This window comes from Paenibacillus amylolyticus (genome assembly GCF_051136285.1).
Lineage (GTDB): Bacteria > Bacillota > Bacilli > Paenibacillales > Paenibacillaceae > Paenibacillus > Paenibacillus amylolyticus_F.
In genome coordinates this window covers 5,446,383-5,465,783 of the sequence record NZ_CP194938.1, presented here as the reverse complement: position 1 = coordinate 5,465,783, position 19,401 = coordinate 5,446,383, and the positions used below count along the sequence as shown (strand labels likewise).

The following is a 19,401-nucleotide window of genomic DNA, read 5'->3' as shown; positions in this document are numbered from 1 at the left end:
GGGACGCCATTTGTCAACCCGGGGTTGTCTGTACTTAAAAATATCGGTTAGAGCGAGGCATTCGATGAGCGATCGCTTTCATCTATCATATGTAAACAAGCGCTGTGGTTGACAGCGTATGTACCTGTGAAATCAAAAAAACACTCCCTTTTAACATCAAAGAGAGTGTTAGACTGTATGATTTTTGACCTGGTAATTTCACCACTGGCTATCTCTTCAGGATCGTGAATGCAGCACGGTCATGGATAACATTTTGACCTCTACTTGGGTTTTATTATTGTCACGATTGTTCTCGCTGCTCTGATTTTTCTTGCTGCTCTGAACGTTCCTGTTGTCGTGGATGTTCTGGCTGTTCTCTATGCCCTCAATCGTGCGGAGCGAATTCACACCAGCCCGTCCATCTTCAACAACAACTTCCCATGTGCCTGAGGGGATAGATACCACATGAGATTCTCTGCTAGCGTTATAGATCACGATAATCCGTTGCCATGCATCATCAACATCAACAGTCGCACCTTGTAGCTCGTATGCAAGCAGTCCTTTTTCTTTTTGCAAAAGACGAACATGCTTCTCTATCGCTTCGCGTGTACGCAGACGAAAGGCTGGATGCTCCCGACGCATGCGAATCAGACCACGATAATAGTCAAACACCGGCTGGAAACGCTGTTTTTGATCCCAATGAATCGCGTTAACTACATCTCCACTCTCATGGCTGTTGATATCCCCGAATTTGCTGCGCAGCAACTCATCCCCGGCCGCAATTAGCGGAATACCTTGCGAAGTCAGCACAATACCATTAGCAAGCAGGCAGCGTCTAACTGTCTCGTTCTCAAGCACATGATCTGGATCTATCTGAATATAAGGATCGGCCTCTCGAACAGCCTCTTCCACATGATCGAACCCACGAAGACTTCCATCCTCGTTATAGTCAAAAAAGCCCAGCATATCTTGCAACCCTTGCGTCCGTGCCACCTTATCCCACAGATTGAGATTGTCATGTACAGTTACATAGTTAATCGTCTCAGCAGGCCCTTCCGTAAAATCTTGAATAGACCCTTGCACGCCTGTCCACAACTCATTTTCCTTCCCATCTTCACCTGTTGCAAATCCTTTGCCATCTCCATCACTGTCGCCTTTAATGACACCGCGAAAATGATCGTTGAACACCGCAAATCCTACTCCACGCTGTGTTCCCTTCAGAGTCATTTCCTCTCCCAGAGGAGATTCCATCGCAGCCCAAGGTTCGCCGTATAACAAGATGGAAGGGGATACCTGAGAATGAAGCTCCGATGCAAGCTGTTTCATTGTAGTAACATCGATCAGCCCCATCAGATCAAACCGGAAACCATCCATATGATACTCCTCTGCCCAGAAGCGCACCGAATCGATAATAAATTTACGAACCATGCTTCGTTCTGTTGCCACTTCATTGCCTGTTCCTGAACCGTTACTATACGTTCCGTCTGCATTATGACGATAATAGTACCCGGGAACCAGTTTTTCAAACGAGCTATGCTCCGTATCAAACGTATGGTTATATACTACGTCCATAATGACACCTATCCCTTTACAATGAAGTGCCAGGATCATGGATTTGAATTCGCGGATTCGCCTCTCAGGATCATCGGCGCGTGTTGCATAGGAACCTTCTGGTACATTGTAATGCAACGGATCGTAACCCCAGTTATAGTTGGAGGCATCCTTCGGATCCTGATCCACAGTGGACTCATCTACCGTAGCAAAATCAAATACAGGCAGCAGATGCACATGGGTGATACCCAGTTCAGCCAAATGATCGATCCCCAGCGTATTACCTGCAGCGTCACGTAGCCCCGTTTCCGTGAACGCCAGGTACTTCCCTTTATTGGTGATGCCAGAAGAAGGATGAATGGAGAAATCCCGGACATGCAGCTCATACAGGACAGCATCGGTAGGATGATCTAATTTCGGTCGCACATCCTGCTGCCATCCTTCAGGGTGAGTCTCCTCCAGATTCACGATAACACCCATTTCTCCGTTCATGGTTACAGCCCGTGCGTAAGGATCAACTGCGATCCTTGAAGTTCCATCGGCAAAGGTTGGCTTGAACATGTAACGATAACCTCTTAATTTCCTCTGCACATTTAGAACCCACACATCCTGTTCATCACACTGCATGAGCAGGGACTCCCGCTCCACTTGATTCGATATGTGATCGGGATCTCCACCTGTGTGAGGCGGATACAGAAGAAGTTCCATCTGAATAGCAGTTGGAGACCAAACCTTGAAATAACTGATATTCGATTCAGTGGTAACACCCAGATCTCTTTCTTCATATGTGCTTTTAATTATGGATGTGTTCGTTCCCTCGGCTATTTGTTGTTTCTGAACATCGTCGATCATAACGTTTCCCCTCTCGATGAGCGTAGTGTGGTTGTAGTGTGATCATGAATGGAAGGCGTAGCGGGTCTGTAATGTGTATAAAAAAACAAATGCTCCTTACCTTTATACCCGTTCCTCGGGTCAAGCATAATTTACTCACGCAAAAAAGAAGCAACCCTGATGCCGAATCACATCACAGCTGCTTCACATTGAGGATGATCCTTCTATTTTTAAAACCCCATTTATTCCTATTTCCCCTCTTTAGTGTGGCACCTGAGATTGAAAATCATCACGGCTGGATTGATCCGCATGATACCACACCACATCTCCGTCTCTAATTGGCCATCTTATCCCCTGCTCATCCACAGGACTCGCGTTAAAGCCCTCCAATTTCCATTGATTCATTAACGCTCCGTGGATATATTGCAGATGTGGTGCCAGTGTATTGCCATTTTGCAACGATTCCAGATTAAAATTCACGACGATATATCCATCATGCAGGAATACAGGGGCCTTATCATCCAGCCGAGTTTCGCGTGCCAACCGCTCCAGATTCGTGCCTTTGGGAATGGCATATACATCAGCTGGCAGACTATATTCTCCGTACCAGCGCTGTATGGCGGCATTTGCCCGGTCTATATTCACCCCGGAAGGAAGGTCCGTTTTCGGGCCGATGAGTGTGCGAATCTGTGACGGGAGAATCATCCAGTCGTACCGCCCCGCCCAGGTTTTACGATGCGAGTTCTGGGTCACGAACCGAACCATAGCCTGTTCCAGCGTATACAACTTGCGTTCATCCGCCGTCCATTCATGAAAGTACTCGTAACGTGCTGTATCGCCAAGTTCCGTTCCAGGTACGTTACGTAGCCTTGCGTTCAAGATAACATAACGTTTCTCCATGTCTTGTGCAGATCCAATACGAATAAGTTGCTCTCGTCCACGATGATAATACAGATCCACTTCCTGTCTCTTGGTCCCGTCTTTACTTACAAAAAAGAAAGTGGGTGTGATTCGGATACCGTCCTGTTTACCAAACATATTACCCTTGGTCTTTACATCAAACTTGAAGTGGTAACCTGTCTTCACGGCAGCATTACGAAATCCCTGCACGGGATGGCTACCTGGACGAATCGGCAAAACATACGGAGCCAAGTTGCCCCGTGGCTCCCCGTCAATTCCGTGTATTCCTGTCCAGTAGCTAACTCCCTTAGGCTCCGGGCTGCCCTTCCTTTTGCGAAACACATTCTCCCAGTTGTAGTCTGCGATATCCGTGATTTGAAAGTCGTACAATCTCCCAATGACCTCCACGGCTACAGTATCCACAGCAACATGATGCGTCAGATCTGTATTGGCATCTGGTTGCTCTGTGAACGGCAAGGGGGCATTTTCTGCCATGTTACGGAACTCGATCTGATATTTTCCTTCATCAATCCACACGGGAAGCACAAAAGAGGTGTCCAGCTGATTGACCGGAATATCAATCCAGCTATTGGCTGGAACAAAGTTACTTTTACCATCTGTGTAGACATCGAACGGAAAACGCACCTGTTTACTGCGAAAATATTTGGCGTAATCGCGATTTCCGTACCCCGGATAACGAGATGCATCCAGATGTTTTCCTGACGTGGGGATGCGCACCTGGAATGGACGTTCCAGAATCAATGCCGCTCGAGTGGGATCTGGCGCCGTTTTCTGATTATGCGGCTGGTCATCCGATACCCAGGCATAGTTAACCACAGGTGTATGTACCGTGACCGAATTGATCCCTGAAATCGGAAAGCGCTGATCCTGCCCGCCATTAACGTTTTCGGGAAGTAGTCCGTAGTTCACTTCACCTGTGGTCGGCTGATCGGCTTTATTGATCAATGTGTTCTGGATCGTCAATCCGTTCCGATACAACACATGGTCACCGACCATATTGGGCTGTGGAATCAATCCTGGTCTAAGAGTTTCTTTCTGAGCTGGACCCGGATCCATAATGGTTGTGCCATTAAAAATCACCTTGTCATTAGTGACAGTGTTTTCTCCAACTTCGGCTTCAGCCCTGGCTTGAAAAAGGGAAGTCTCACTCGGCGTAGAGGGTTCAGTTGAACCACCCGGGACATTTTGGGTACCTAAATCAATCTCTCGGCATGGTGCAGGTTTTACATGTGTCTGCACCGCCGTGTCTGTCATTGATCGTACTGTTGGAGATGTGTATGAATTCGGTGTCAGAGTAACCATGCCTCCGTAACCACCCAGCGCATAGTTAGACACGTTGGCCCCATTTAGTTTATAGACCTCCAGGTTATCAATCTGCCAGTAGCTATACCCCCTTGTTACTCGCATCGTTTGATCTCCCGATACATCACGTTCTTTCGGCTCTGGTTGTGTGCCTGGATCTCCCTCACCACGAGAAGGGCGTCCTGGAATTGTCCACGTTTTGTGGTACATCTTCTTGACTTGGACAGTATAGGTCACTGTGCCCGTCATGTTCACCCATCGGTGCTGAAACAGGTAACCCTTGGTCATAACGTTTGCATACAAGTTTTCCGACGTTGGAATACCTTGAGTGACATCAAACTTTTCAGCCCCTCGATTGTCTGCTTTGAGTACACCTCGAACTGAGGAATCCATCATTTTAGCCTCCATCACCGTGCCTCGACTCGGCGGACTAATGCTCACAGAACAGCCATTCGGCGGATCACCGCCCGGATTTTCGCCACCCGGGTCTCCTCCATCCCCACCATTAGAACAATCTTTGACCTCAAGTTCTTGAGTAGCTTGCTCATCTATACCCTGAGTGATATCCAGGAAATGAGCCTTGATCACAGTGCGGCCTATGATGCCTTTGGTTGTCAACTTGCCATCAGTACCAATTGTCGCTACCGCAGGATTCGAACTGTGCCAAGTCAATTTAGGGTGAACCGTGAGTTTATGAACACTTCGATCCGCTTTGGTAAGAACTACCTCCGCCTGCAGTGGTGTCGTGGTGGACTTACAAGCATTTGGCAAGTTCACCACAAGTCCCGGCTCAGACGTTACGGTAATGGTAGCTGTATCCGAGATCAAGTATGTGCCATTGTTCCAAATCCCACGTACCGTAACCGTTCCTGGGCTTTCCGCTTTTAACATCCCTGTCTTTAGATCAACACTTGCCACCGTCTCGTCTGAAGAAAACCATTTAATCTCTGTCTCTCTCCCAGACACATCAACCCCCTCAGTCCAAACTGTTGAGCCATAGCCTTTAGTCTTGACTTTGGCTACCATCTGCTTGGTCTGGCCAATGGTCAGGGTAGCATCAGGTGTTACATCAATCTCTTTTTCTTCAATCAGATCGCCTTCCCAAATGATGTCCATGGGAGTATTATAGGCAACATTATATTTGGGACATCCATCATTTGTTCTCCCACCATTATCAAATTTCTTATGCTCAGTTGGTACGTGGTTTCCTCCAGTGATAGTCTTTATAGCAACAATTGTTGAGGTAAACGGCGATTTAATATCTCCTACTCCAGTATATGAATCTTGATTTGCTCTTCCTTGATAATTAATATCATGAATACGTACATTATAAACATTAGAATCATCAATTCTTGTGAGATTATAATCTGGCCAGTTTGTTGGTGGCCATTTACTAAAGTCCACACTATCGGGAACCTCCTTAGCGGCAGGAAATGGATTTGAACAACTCCCTTCATTATTGGCATAAGTTGGGCCTCCTGAATGGTCAGCCCTGAATTTCCCATTATTCTCTTGGTACCAATACACTCCCGGATTCCCCACAGTAGGAGTAGCTAGTATTATTACTTTCTGGGGACTCTTCATTTTTTTAGAACCATATTCATTCGCAGCAGCATTAACTACATTTAATGATAGAGGAGTCAAAATTAACATTGTAATTTGTAAGACAGATAACCCAAACATTACAGCCCAAAAATAATATTTCACTTTTCTCATATCACTTTAATCACCATCCTAAAAACTACCTTTGGATTTTAAATTCTCCTTTATGGTCTGATTTCAAAAAATATGACCATGAAGTATTTCTTAGGGTTGAAGTAACCCAAAATCTTTTTTGAATCCCCTTTTTTAGAAGTTCTCCTGAATCCATAGGAATTGTTTCATTATCTTGTTTTTTAGCCAAATCCAAATTAAGACGATTAAATTGTATTAATGAATTTGGCATCCCCTTGTTGAATGTGATTAAATTAGATTTTTCTAAAACAGATGTGAAGGAGATATCTGCAAAAGTCCTATAAGAACCGCTCGCGTACTTTTCTGGCATAAAAAGTTTGGTGTATATGCCTCTTGGTGTACTTCGGTTCGCATCCACAACGATAAGCCGATGAATTTGTAATATTCCAGACTTGTTACTAAGACTAATATCAGCACCTGATAAATCTGAGATCATGACAGATCCAGAGCTATACTTATAATTACTTATCGTCGTTAAATTCGTACCTGTCGTGCCTACCTCTCGCAGCTCATTCAAGTCACTGTACTTTGAAGCATTCGTGCCTTCCACGTCCATGTAGCGAAGCAAAATAGCGGAAACCTCTGCACGAGTCGTCGGATCTGCCGGTTTTAATGTACCATCCTGAAATCCACCTACAATGCCTGTTCCACGCACTAGAGCAAGATACGGAATCTGTTCATTACGGATTGTTCCGCGATTCACTTCCGGTGTAGGCAGTAAAGTGTTTTTCGTATCATTAAAAGCATCTTGAAAACTGCTGTCCGACTTGCTCAGTCCGTTTGCAATCCACTTCATCATCTCATAACGTGTCAGCTCGGTATTAGGCTTAAAGCCACCTGTATAATCACCAGTGTCAATAAAACCTTGTGCAACCAGTTGACGCACTGCTGGTTCAGACCAATGCCCCTGAAGATCGGTGAAGGAAACCTGTTCCTGCCCCTGAACGTTCTCAATTCTGGTCGCGCGAGCTAGTATTGCTGCATATTCCCCGCGAGTGATCTTACCGTTCGGGCGGAAAGTGCCATCCTGATAGCCGGAAATCAAATTTTTCTCATATGCTTTTGCAATCGTTGCCTGAGCCCAGTGCCCTTTGATATCGCTGAACCGACTCACTGCGCTATCTCTCGTTCCTGCAGCACTAACTACTGTCGTCGTCCACTGCCCAGACCCCATTCCAAAAGAAAAACATGTACCAGCCACCGCAGTTGCTATTAACAGCCTAATCATATAAACGAATCTTCTTTTCTTCTTCCCTTGAATTACTTGTTCCATGTTCAATCTGTTCACGCTCCTATGTACCTTAGTGTGGGGATGCTTGATTTGCTCACTATGATTACTTCTTCACAAACTAAATCACTAAACCTAAATTTGGAATATTAATCAATATTCTAACATGTTTTTCTAGTATTTTGGTATCATTTTCATATCTCCCCATGATCCTAAGGTGAGTACCCCTCCTTCCAAAGACCTAATTTTCATCCTAAGTAGAGTAGGAAACTGAAATTTCATCGGAGGGCGTAGACCCTCTTTTTACTTTTCCAGCTCCCCCTCATCAAACCGTACGTGAGGTTTTCCCTCATACGGCTTTCCGATGCTCTTCTTCCTGTGGCATTACGGATTTTTTTTTTTTTTTCATCCAGCCAGTTTCTTTAGTCCTGCCAGTTCAGCCGTTGTTGCTGCCTGCCGGGACTTGCTGTGCTTATGGCGTCGGTTTCGTTTTTTGTTCCAGAACAGGGTTAGTCGTCTTCGGATATACCAGTCGATTTTATTCAGAAACTTGGTCGCAAAGACATCCAGTCCATAGTAGTTCTTCCAGCCCTGTATTTTCGGGTTGAGTTCTAGGATCATCTGGTTCATCGTCCAATACAGACGATTCCTCGGCTCGGTGATTTCTTTGACTCTTTGCCTCATGGTCTTCATCGCTTTTCTTGTTGGATAGCTGCGCAAGACATAGGCTTCTTTGTTCCCTTTCAGCTTCTTCGGTATTTTCCGGTGATGCATCCCCAGAAAGTCGAACCCTTCCTGGTCTCCCCACAGGTTCAGCACCTTTGACTTCTCCTTGTTCATCTCCAGCTCGAGTTTTCCGAACACGGCCTTCAACACGTGGATGGCCTGCATGGCTTGTTCTTTGGTTTTGCACAGGATCACCAGGTCATCGGCGTAGCGCACCAGGGTTCCGATTTCTGTACACTTCTTTTCCCAGATCGCATCCAGGTAGTTCAGGTAGATGTTCGCCAACAGCGGGCTAATGACCCCGCCCTGTGGCGATCCAATCTCGGTAGGGTACCACTGTCCATCTTTCATGAATCCTGCTTTTAGCCATTGACGAATCAGCTTTAACATCCGCTTGTCGCTGACGCGCTGCTGTACCAATTGCATCAGCTTTTCATGAGGGATGTTGTCAAAGTATCCTCGAATATCGATGTCTACCACCCAGTACACACCTTTCCTTACCGCTCGCCGGATATGGCGAATCGCATCATGCGCACTTCGCTTCGGACGAAATCCATAGGAGAACGCCTTGAAGTCTGCTTCGAATAGGGGTTCCAACACCATTTTGGCTGCCATCTGCACGACCCGATCCGCAATCACGGGGATACCCAGCGGGCGAGTCTTCCCATCTGGCTTTGGAATCTCTTTCCGTCTTGCAGGCTGGGGCTGGTAGGTTCCCGTTTTCAGCTTATTTCTCAGTTCCTCCACAAAGCGCCCGGCTCCATATGTCTGAACGATGGTGTCCAGTGTCACTCCATCGACACCACCACTCCCCCCACTCGCTTTGACCTGTTTCCATGCTTCCCAAAGAACATCCTCTCGATAAACCTTGTCATATAATGTATGAAACCGGCGCCTCGGATGCTCCTTGGCCGCCAGGTATAGTACGTTTTGAAGTTGTCGAGCTTTGACTTTGGTGTAGTTAGCCTTTTGGGCATTCACTGACTCTTACCTCCTTCAGTACATGAACAAAAGCAGGGGTCCTTCCCTTCATGAGGTTGTGTTGTCCTCATTTCCACGGTACTATGTCCCCCTCCGACTCCCTTCCCGCAGCTTCCCATTTCGCCTTTCCAGCTTATAGGTCAGCTCTTTACGAAAAAAAAAAACTTCGTGCGGGGGAGGGTCTCCCTAGTTCCAGACCCAACTTTCTCCACATGCCGCTCCCCTTACACCGGAGGGTTCTTCCGCGCTGCACTTCCAAGGGCTTCACGCGTTCCATGGCCTTCGCCCAATGTCTCAGGACTCGGCTCCCTCTTGTCCTAAAAAAAAAAAGGTTCTTTTTAACGATGCGGCAGGATTCACTTCATGTTACAGCCTGTGGATTTGCTCGCACTTCCTTACGAAGTTACTTTGTCACGGAGCTTCAACCTTAGGATTTCTCCACCAGTTGCCCGTCAGCTACGAGGCGACTTGGCTCTTACCTCGACCGGACTTTCACCGGCTAGTTGTGTCTAGCTTGGCTAGGCGCGCAAACATAAAAAAGGCCATGAATCCGCAGATTCATAGCCTTATGCTTTAAGGTGTGGTCTCACTTATTAAATTATGGAATTTTAACTCTTTTATAGAATAAACCTATCCTTCACACAAAACAACCTTTTTTTTATTACACTCTCATTTATTTCCCGTTCAATTCTTTATACGAAGCTTCCAGTTCAGTAATCAGCTGGTCACCACCTGCTTTTCTCCAGTTAGCAATTTCTTGCTCCCAGCCAGCATCATCAATCTTACCCATAATGTACTTGGTCTGAGCATCCCAGATCATCTGATCCAGTTCTTGGCCACGCTCCGTGTAGATTACCGAAGAGAGAGTAAGAGCAGGATTAGCAATTGCATATTGTTCATTTTCACGAGCCATCTTCGTACCTTTCATACCAATAGGAACATCGACAAGTTCAGGTACATTGTACCCTTCAACACTCAGCAGATTATCACGATATGGTTTGACCTCACGCTGATAAGCATCGAAGTCCTTCAGTTCCGTTTTACCGTCAGAAGTCTTGGCATAATGCACATCGAGCAATCCACGCAGTTGCAGCGTGCTGAGTTCCTCGTCCATCAGTTTATCCAGGAATGTCAGTACCTTTTTGAGCTGCTCTTCATCTGTAACAGATGCTTTTGGAATAACCAACATACCGTAGTTTCCTGGCTCACCGGCAATGCGGATGCCCTCTGGTCCCTGGAATGGGGCCACATCAATGACGCCATCGGGAGCGTTAGGTGTAAGGCGTTGCTGTGCTGATTTTCCGTTCTGGGCAACACCGTTTAGTTTCATCGCAACGAGACCTGAATCCATTTTTTTGTCCGCATCCGAAGGATCCAGTGCAGGGAAGTCACTATTAATCAGCCCTTCATTGAACAGCCGCTTGAACAGCTTCATTGTATCCACATATTCAGTAGTCAGGAACTCCGGTGTTAATTTACCAGCGTTGTCTACACCCCATTTGTTAACGCCGCCAATACTTACCGCAATCCGGGTCAACGGTGAGGACACACCCTCATTATACTTTTTGAATAACAGCGCCCCATACGTATCTTCCTTGCCATTACCGTCCGGGTCATCCTTACGGATTGAACGCATGACCTCATACCAGCCATCCAGGTTTTTCGGGATATCCAGTTTTAGCTTGTCAAACCAATCTTTCCGATAAACGATAGCCGTCCGGCCAATATCCCGGAAATTAGGAATACCGTAAATTTTGCCCTCAATCTTGATATTATTAAAATGTGCCTCTGACTGAGCCGACAAGTTTTTATAATCCTTCAGATAAGGCCCGAGTTCCCAGAACAGCCCCGTCTTAGCCGCGTTAAATGTTGTAGGCACGTAATTGACACGCATAATTGTTGGCATCTCCCCAGATGCCACCATGACATTCACCTTGTCGTCGAACGCCGACTGTGGAATCCACTGCACGTTTACATCCGTATTTGTGTATTCCTCGATCTTCTTCTCAATTGCATTTTCCTTGGCGGGTACATCACCCACCTGCATCAATGAAATGGAAATGGGCATTTTACCTTCCCCGGCAGCTGGAGCTTTTTCTCCCCCGCACCCTGCCAGCAGGCCAGCAGACAACGCACCAACGATGACGAAGCTTCCTACACGAAACATAGGACTCTTTGAACTTTTTGGACTTTTTGGACTCATGAACCATCTCTCCTTTTGGATAAAACTAATGTTCAGCGAACTTGCCCTCATTCCTCAATCATAGATGTCTTTCAAATCCAAAATGTATGCGCTATCATAACATTTTGGAGAAAAAGAACCGGCGTTATGCCAGTTCCATCTCTACCCCTGCCAAAATAAACGGAGCAACCGATTTCGGATCATTGATTCGAATCGATTCGGTTACATAATACTCATAGGATCCATCACGATACGGGGTTCCCCCAAGGCCTGCTCCCCCGTTGCACTGTGTCAGGGAAAGCGTGCCTTCCTGATCTGTCTGCAGCAGATGTTGCAACAGACCTTGATATCCTTTTTCTGCAATGGCTTTGAACTTTCCGCTCAAGTATCCTTTACGCACGCCCTTAGCCAGTGCATACACAAACATCGAGGTACCCGAAGCCTCCAGGTAATTCCGTTCACGCCCTGGCTGATCCAGCAGATGCGGCCACAAACCGGTCTGCTGATCCTGTACATGGATCAGTTCATTCGCGAGCCGTTCGAAAATACCGATAATCTGTCCACGCTGCTCATGATCGACCGGCAGATAATCCAGCGTATCTACAACCGCCATCACATACCAGCCCACAGCCCGGCTCCAGACATGTGGTGAACATCCTGTCTCTCCAGAGCTCCAGCGCTGCTCTTTGCTCTCGTCCCATGCGTGGTAGAGCAAGCCGCTGCGCGGATCACGCGTTCGCGCTTCCACCAACAACAGTTGCAGAGCAGCCTTGTCGAACCACTTCTCTTCACCAGTCACGGCTCCATATTGGGTCAGGTAAGGTGTAGCCATGTACAATCCATCCAGCCACATTTGGAATGGATAGATCTTCTTGTGCCAGAATCCACCTTCACTTGTGCGCGGCTGCCCTTTCAGCTGCTTCATCAGCAGCTCAGAAGCTTTGCGATACTTGTCCTGACCCGTTTTCTCCAGCAGGAAAAATAACGATTTTCCCTGGTTGATCTGATCCAGATTATATTCCTCAATTGTATAAGAACAAATCGATCCGTCTTCCTGAATAAAATGATCCATGAGCTCCTGAATATAATCGAAATATCTCTGTTCTCCTGTACGCGCATACAGCTCTTCCAATGCTTTTAACAGACAGCCGTTCTCATAATGCCAGGTAGCGTACAGCTCGTGGTTGCGATAACTCTCCATAAACTGGTCGGCCATGCGCATAGGTGTATGTTGTAACGTTTCCTTCATGATCAAACCTCCGGTTTCGCTCCTTATTGAGCCTGTTTTTTGTAATCCTCAGCATATTCCTCACGGATTTTGGTTCCGCCTGCTTTAGCCCAATTCTCAATTTCTTTTTTCCAGCCGCTTTGATCAATCTTGCCCATAATATACTTGGTTTGCGCATCCGCAATCACCTGGTCCAGATCCGCTCCGCGGTCACCATAGGTTGGCGAATACAACGTCAAAGCAGGGTTTGGCACAGCATGTTCTGCCAGTTCCTTCACCAGTGCTGTTCCTTTTTCTCCCAGCTCGGTGTCCTTCAGTTTAGGTACATTATAACCATCAACATAAGGGAAATTATCCCGATATGGCTTTACTTCACGCTGGAAGGCATCGAAATCACTCATTTCCACTTCGTTGTCTCCGACTTTGGTGTAATGTTTGCCTTCCACACCACGCATCAGCAGCGTTGCCATCTCCGGATCCATCAGTTTATCCAGGAACGAGAGCAGGCTTTTCAGCTCTTCTTCCGATTTTACAGTTGCTTTCGGGAAAGCCAGAATGCCTGAGTTTCCTGTCTGTCCAGCTACACGGTCACCATTCGGCCCGAGCAGACCGGCAATATCCACAACGCCGTCCGGGTTATTCTTCGACAGACGTTCCTGCTGGCTTTTACCGTTCTGTGCCACACCAACACGCATGCCAACAACGCCGGAATCATACTTTTTCTCCGCTTCTGTTGAATCAAATACAGCGAAGTCCTGGTTCAACAATTTCTCATCGTACAAACGTTTCAGCAGATCCAGCACCTGCATATATTCCGGTGTCATGAATTCTGGTGTAAAACTGCCATCCTTCTCAACCTTCCATTTGTTCGGTGCACCAAAACTTACACCAAGACGAGTCGTAAAGGAATATTGATCCTCGTTATACTTTTTAAATAACATCAATCCAAACGTATTCGCCTGCCCGTCGCCATCCGGATCAGAAGTGGACAATGTCTTGATCGTTTCGTACCACTCATCCGGTGTTGTTGGTACTTTCAGATTCAACTTGTCGAACCAGTCCTTACGGTAAATAACGGTTGCCCGGGCAATATCAGAGAATACCGGTACGCCGTAAATTTTCCCTTCAACCTTGATATTGTCAAAGAAACGTCCATTTTGGGCAGAAAGGTTTTTGTAATCGTTCAGCAATGGCCCGACCTCCCAGAACACGTCATTCCGCATCGCATTTGTCACCGTTGGGTTATACTGCACCTTCACGATTTTTGGCATGTCGCTGGAGGCGATCATAACATTAATTTTGTCATTGTACGCAGATGCCGGAATCCACTGGATGTCCAGTTTGGTGTTGGTGTACTCTTCGATTTTTTTCTGTACATCATTGCCCTTGCTTGGCACATCACCCACCTGCGCAATAGCGATCGATACATTCTGTACGCCGCCTTCAGCAGCCTGACCCTCATCTGATCCGCATCCTGCCAGCAAACCGGTCACCAGAGCCAGTGTACTCAGAACAGCTACGGCTTTCTTTTTTGTTGCTTTCATTTCATGAAAACCTCCCTTTTGAAATTACAGTCTTAACGTCCTACGGTCAGTCCTGGAGCCATGCAATTTTACGGTTTTCCAATTCTGATTATTCAGCCATATTCTCAATTCAGTCATGCGCTTTCTACTAAGCACTGCACCAATCACCCTTTTACCGAACCGAGCATCACTCCCTTGGCAAAATGCTTCTGCAGGAATGGGTAGACCAGCATAATCGGAATGGTCGAGAATACAATAACGGCCATGCGAATCGTAAGCGGCTGAATTTCCGTTTCTTCGATGCTTGTATCTCCGATTCGGCTTTGTGCCAAAATAACAATTTCACGCAGCCATACTTGCACCGGCCACTTTTCGCTGTCGTTGATGTAGATGACGGCACTGAAGAAACTGTTCCAGTGTGCTACGGCATAGAAGAGTGAAAAAGTAGCCATCGCTGGCATCGACAGCGGCAACACAATACGGAACAAAACACTGACGTCGTTACAGCCATCGATTTTGGCCGCATCTTCCAACTCATCCGGAATGGCTTGGAAGAAGTTTTTGAGTACGATCAGGTTGAAGGCACTGATTGCCGTTGGCAGCATCAAAGACCAGAGTGTATCGGTGAGATGCAGGGATTTCACGACAAAGTACGTGGGAATCATGCCGCCGCTGAACAACATCGTGAACAACACACCCAGCAGGATCGGCTGGCGTCCACGCAAGTACTTTCTCGATAACGGATAAGCCATAAGCGACGTAAATAACAAGTTAAGCAGTGTGCCGACAACGGTAATATAGATCGACACGCCGAGACTTCGAATTAATGTATCTGTGGAAAAAATGTAACGATAAGCTGCCAAGGAGAACTCTTTTGGAAAAAGGATAAATCCACCTTTAGCCACTTCATGCGGGCTGGTAAATGAAACAGCCAAAATATAAATGAACGGGATTACGGTCACGATACCAATCAAGAACAGCAAACCATGATTCACAAAATCAAAGATCCGGTTGCCCCATGTTTTATCCTGTTGCATCTGAATGTTCACTCCTGTCTGATGAAGAGCGTCTGCATACGTGCATTAATAGACGCCTTCCTCCCCGAATTTTTTGGCTAACGTGTTGGCACCCAGCACCAGCGCCAGTCCGACAACCGACTTGAACAATCCGACAGCAGCACTATAGCTGTACTGCGCCTGGGTAAGTCCCTTCGTGTACACGTAGGTGTCAAATACCTCGCCCACATCACGATTGGTAGGTGTCAACATCAGGAAGATTTGTTCAAAGCCTGTATCCAGGAAGTTCCCCAGACGCAAAATGAGCAAAATGATAATGGTACTGCGAATCGCCGGCAATGTAATATGCCACGTTTGACGCCAGCGGTTGGCCCCGTCAATACGAGCAGCTTCATAGAGCTGTGTATCTACACCGGAGAGTGCAGCGAGGAAGATAATGGTGCCCCAGCCTACCTCTTTCCAAATGGATTGCCCCACAATCATCGTACGGAACCATCCCGGCTCAAGCAGGAAAGCAATTTTTTGTCCCGTCAGGTTATAAAGCAGTTCGTTAATCGCACCACCTTCTGTTGTGAACAGCATGTAGAATACACCAACCACAACAACCCAGGATACAAAGTGTGGAACGTAAACCAATGTCTGTACGAAGCGTTTGAACCGCTCCCGCCGAACCTCATTCATCATCAAGGCAAGTACAATCGGCAGTGGAAAAAAGAAAACCATATTGTAAATCGCAAGCAAAAATGTATTTCGAAATAATGTCCAGAACTGCGGTTCACCAAAGAAACGCTGGAAGTGCTTGAATCCTACCCAATCGCTTCCCAAGATGCCTTTGTACGGGGTGTAATCCTGAAAAGCCATCGTAATGCCATACATCGGTATGTATTTGAAGATAACAAAGTAAAGCACTCCCGGAATCAGCATAATGTACAGCCACCGGTTTTTGATGATGTCCCTCCACAGCAGGTTTTTGTCACTGCGGTTAGCGGGCCGTGTCCGAGCCGCCGTTTCGGCTTTCATAGTGTCTTCCTCCCCACGTTGGAAACGATTACAAAAGATCACTTCCTGAATTCATGTCTCCATTGTGGCGGATATTGCTATCACTGGCTATCGTCTCGTTTTATCCTCTTGTTTTCCCTTGTGCATCAAGGGTTTCAGCGTTTTGAGAATGGGGACTCAAACACAAAATGAACTGCTTTCAACCTGGATGTTCCTGGTTTAACTCTGGCTTACAAGCTACTACTTCGTCTTGAACAACCGTAAATTGAATGCAAAAAGCCTGCCTGCCATGACGGGCAGAGCAGGCCTTGTTCTCTATCGCTGTTGCTCCCGATACTTGCCGGGAGTTGTTCCTGTGATTTTGCGAAATGTACGGATAAATGCTGTCGGGTTGGTATAATTTAATTTTTCGGCGATTTCTGATATTTTCAGATCTGTTGTCTGTAGCCACGTTTTGGCTTTTTCCATCCGGTACTCCGCAAGGTATTCGGTAAAATTAACGCCCGCTTCTTTCTTGAAGACACGACTTAGATAGACAGGATGGAAATTCAACTCTTCGGCACATGCTTCCAGTGACAAATCCCGATCATACCGCTCCTCAATCAATCGAATCATCCGGCGAGCGATATTCATATATTGGGACTCCTCCTGCTCCTTCCAGAATCGGATCACAGGCTGAAATAATCGCTTGCGAAACCAACTTGTCATCTCGTCCAGTGTAGACAGCTTAAGCAAGGATGCCATGGAGGCCTTCTCCCCCAGCACTTCCGCCACATCTCCGCCCTGCTCCTGCACAAGCTGATACCCCCGTGACAAGAGCTGCACCATAATAACCGGATACTCACTGAAATGAAGTTTTTTGTCCGCCAGTAATCCTAAATATTGCGTGAAATAGATATCTGTTTTCTCTTCGTCTCCCTGCTTGAGCGCCGAGGCTAATTGATCCTCAATCATTCGCAACTGTGTATACAGCGCGGCTTCCATCTGACCTCTTGGTTGAATATCCTCATAATGTAAAATAATACGGCTGCCCAAGCTGACTCTGCCCTGCAAAGCCTCCCTACTCTCCTGGTACGCTCTAGGCGTAGCCCCAATGCTTGAATAAGCTCGACTGATGCCTATGCTTACCGGAAGATTCAGGTAGGTTACGACCCGTTCACGAATCCAATCGGCCTGAGTATGCATCCACTCCTTCAGCTGCACTTCATCGTTCAGTTCAGAAGCAAGTACAGTCACCTGGGCATCATCCAGCATGACAGGTGTGAAACGAATCTCGGAAGGTAACAGTTCACCAACCATATTGTTAACAGCAAACAACAGCAAATCCCGATCCTGCTCTTCATATCTCGTGCCTTCGAGCGTATCAATCTGAAGCATAAGCACACCCAGATGTGACCATCCGGTCGGGAAATCATATAATTCTCCCTGATATCTGAAATCTTCTTCCGATATTTTGCCTGTCAGCAGCTTGGTCATAAAAAACTCCTGTAAATGCACATGCTGCCCTTTCATCTGCTCACGCATTGTTTTTTCCGAACTGAACAGTGTCGACAATCGTTCCTCAATATAGATAAATTCATCCTGACGTCGTCCTGCTGGAGGAAGCGGCGAATCCAGACCTTTCGTAAATTGAAGCAGCCTTGAGATTGGTGAATACATACGCCGGCTGCCGTATATCGCCACAAGCCCTGTCACCAATAACATGATTAACGTCGCCACTCCGGTTACCACCGCAATTTTCTGCGACTGGGCTGTAATCTGTCCGAGCGACACGACCGATACATACAACCAACCATTTAGAGGAGATTGTCTGTAGCTGACCGCTACGGGCTTATCCTCCACTTCTGCACTAAAAAAACCTTGCGCTTCCCCCGTCGTCTGAACTTTCTCCTGAATCTCTTTGTTCAGCAGATCGTATTTATTTCCATAATTCGTGTCATTCAAAAAATATCTCTGATCCTTGTCCAGAACATACAGATCACCTGAATTCGGGTTCCGGCTCAAAAAGCTGCTTAGCTCTGCATCCGCAATATCAATAACAAGAAATCCTTTCGGTTTCACGTTAGTTGGAACCATCGGAATTTTAAAAACCATACTAACTACGTTATCAGAAGAGATCAAGGTGGGGGCTTGTTCCGTTAAAGCCTCCCCCATGCCTGCAGATACGGGTAAACTCTCTTTGGATGAACGTTTATTCTGAGTCACCCAGAACAAACTGTTGGTGTATGTAAGATAAGTCCCAATTCGGTCTCGAATGCTGAAATCACCCAGTTTACCGAATGAACGCATCGATACCACCCAGTCCTGCTCCAGATTTACGAGGTAAGCCTGATCAATACTTGTGACTGCCTGCAGATTGTTGAAACCTGATGTCAAATCACGAATTTCTTGAAATTCGCTGCTATTCAGCGGTTGCTTCATTGCCCGCAGCACCAGAGGCGAATTAACGTACTGAATCGAGGACAATTGTAAACTTCGTAATACTTGTTCCACTCGCATCTGAGTCTGATGTAGTATCTGAAGATTACTCTCGCGCACTTTCTGTTCGATATCACGCGAAGCAATCGTGTACGAGACGGAACCAATCACAATGACTGGCAAGGCCCCAAGAATCATCGTAAAGCAGAGCAGACGCAATAGATATTTAGGCAAGAAGAGCATCTCCCTTTTATAAAATCGCTTACATTGGTTTAAATTACTATTGTTATTTTAAAACCCATTCATAATCAAGTCCACCTCTTTATTCAGAATTGTTGACTTGAAGTGATTTCCAGTTTATATTACTTGTATATTCCTCAGGTCGAAGGAGAGATTTTGATGTCGGTGAGCGTTCTTAACTAATCAAGTTTCATATTCAGGAGTTTGGCCTCTTATGACACTTTTGCCGTTATGGCATACGTGTGCTTCATGATGCGCCAGATCCCTGTACTTAGTTAAGAACAGCGGAATCAAACATCGCCTCCGGGATTGCCTATGTCCGGGTCTATTTCCGCGCTGTGTTCAGCGCGGATTTTTTTTGTACAGACCCTTATTAGACTTTGCTTTCCCATACGTTCAGGGCGGAGAATGACGTTTGTTCATTCCCCGCCCTTTTTGTGTTTTCCATGAGGAATTTTTTTTCACTGTAGCACACAAAAACATTTTACATGAAGGAGAGATTTAGACGTGAACATTAATACCAACAATAATGACGCTAGCAC

The 19,401-nt window shown here is 46.4% G+C and carries 10 protein-coding genes; all 10 read right to left on the bottom strand.

Features of this window, described 5'->3' with window-relative positions; translation table 11 throughout:
• Positions 1 to 216 precede the first annotated feature (216 nt).
• Entirely contained in the window at positions 217 to 2,382 is a 2,166-nt protein-coding gene (gene pulA / locus ACR8BL_RS23765; protein ID WP_434749815.1) for a type I pullulanase, read from the bottom strand.
• A gap of 240 nt (positions 2,383 to 2,622) precedes the next feature.
• Positions 2,623 to 6,237 (bottom strand): DUF5704 domain-containing protein, encoded by a 3,615-nt coding sequence (locus tag ACR8BL_RS23760; RefSeq protein WP_434753227.1) that lies wholly within the window; start codon positions 6,235 to 6,237, stop codon positions 2,623 to 2,625.
• A gap of 88 nt (positions 6,238 to 6,325) precedes the next feature.
• Entirely contained in the window at positions 6,326 to 7,591 is a 1,266-nt protein-coding gene (locus ACR8BL_RS23755) for an S-layer homology domain-containing protein (RefSeq protein ID WP_434753226.1), read from the bottom strand.
• A gap of 360 nt (positions 7,592 to 7,951) precedes the next feature.
• The gene (gene ltrA / locus ACR8BL_RS23750; protein WP_434749814.1) at positions 7,952 to 9,253 is read right to left on the bottom strand and encodes a group II intron reverse transcriptase/maturase; all 1,302 of its coding nucleotides are present in this window, start codon (positions 9,251 to 9,253) and stop codon (positions 7,952 to 7,954) included.
• Positions 9,254 to 9,926: 673 nt separating this feature from the next.
• On the bottom strand, positions 9,927 to 11,456 hold the full coding sequence (locus ACR8BL_RS23745) for an extracellular solute-binding protein (protein WP_434749813.1): 1,530 nt from the start codon (positions 11,454 to 11,456) through the stop codon (positions 9,927 to 9,929).
• Positions 11,457 to 11,580: 124 nt separating this feature from the next.
• The gene (locus ACR8BL_RS23740) at positions 11,581 to 12,684 is read right to left on the bottom strand and encodes a glycoside hydrolase family 88/105 protein (protein ID WP_434749812.1); all 1,104 of its coding nucleotides are present in this window, start codon (positions 12,682 to 12,684) and stop codon (positions 11,581 to 11,583) included.
• A 23-nt stretch (positions 12,685 to 12,707) separates the two neighbouring features.
• A complete protein-coding gene (locus ACR8BL_RS23735; protein ID WP_434749811.1) occupies positions 12,708 to 14,207 on the bottom strand; it encodes an extracellular solute-binding protein in 1,500 nt (499 codons plus the stop codon).
• Between the two features lie 143 nt (positions 14,208 to 14,350).
• The gene (locus tag ACR8BL_RS23730) at positions 14,351 to 15,223 is read right to left on the bottom strand and encodes a carbohydrate ABC transporter permease (RefSeq protein ID WP_434749810.1); all 873 of its coding nucleotides are present in this window, start codon (positions 15,221 to 15,223) and stop codon (positions 14,351 to 14,353) included.
• Positions 15,224 to 15,268: 45 nt separating this feature from the next.
• Entirely contained in the window at positions 15,269 to 16,222 is a 954-nt protein-coding gene (locus tag ACR8BL_RS23725; RefSeq protein WP_434749809.1) for an ABC transporter permease, read from the bottom strand.
• A gap of 294 nt (positions 16,223 to 16,516) precedes the next feature.
• Positions 16,517 to 18,853: a helix-turn-helix domain-containing protein gene (locus ACR8BL_RS23720; protein WP_434749808.1), complete on the bottom strand. Its 2,337-nt coding sequence runs from the start codon at positions 18,851 to 18,853 to the stop codon at positions 16,517 to 16,519.
• Between the last annotated feature and the right edge of the window lie 548 nt (positions 18,854 to 19,401).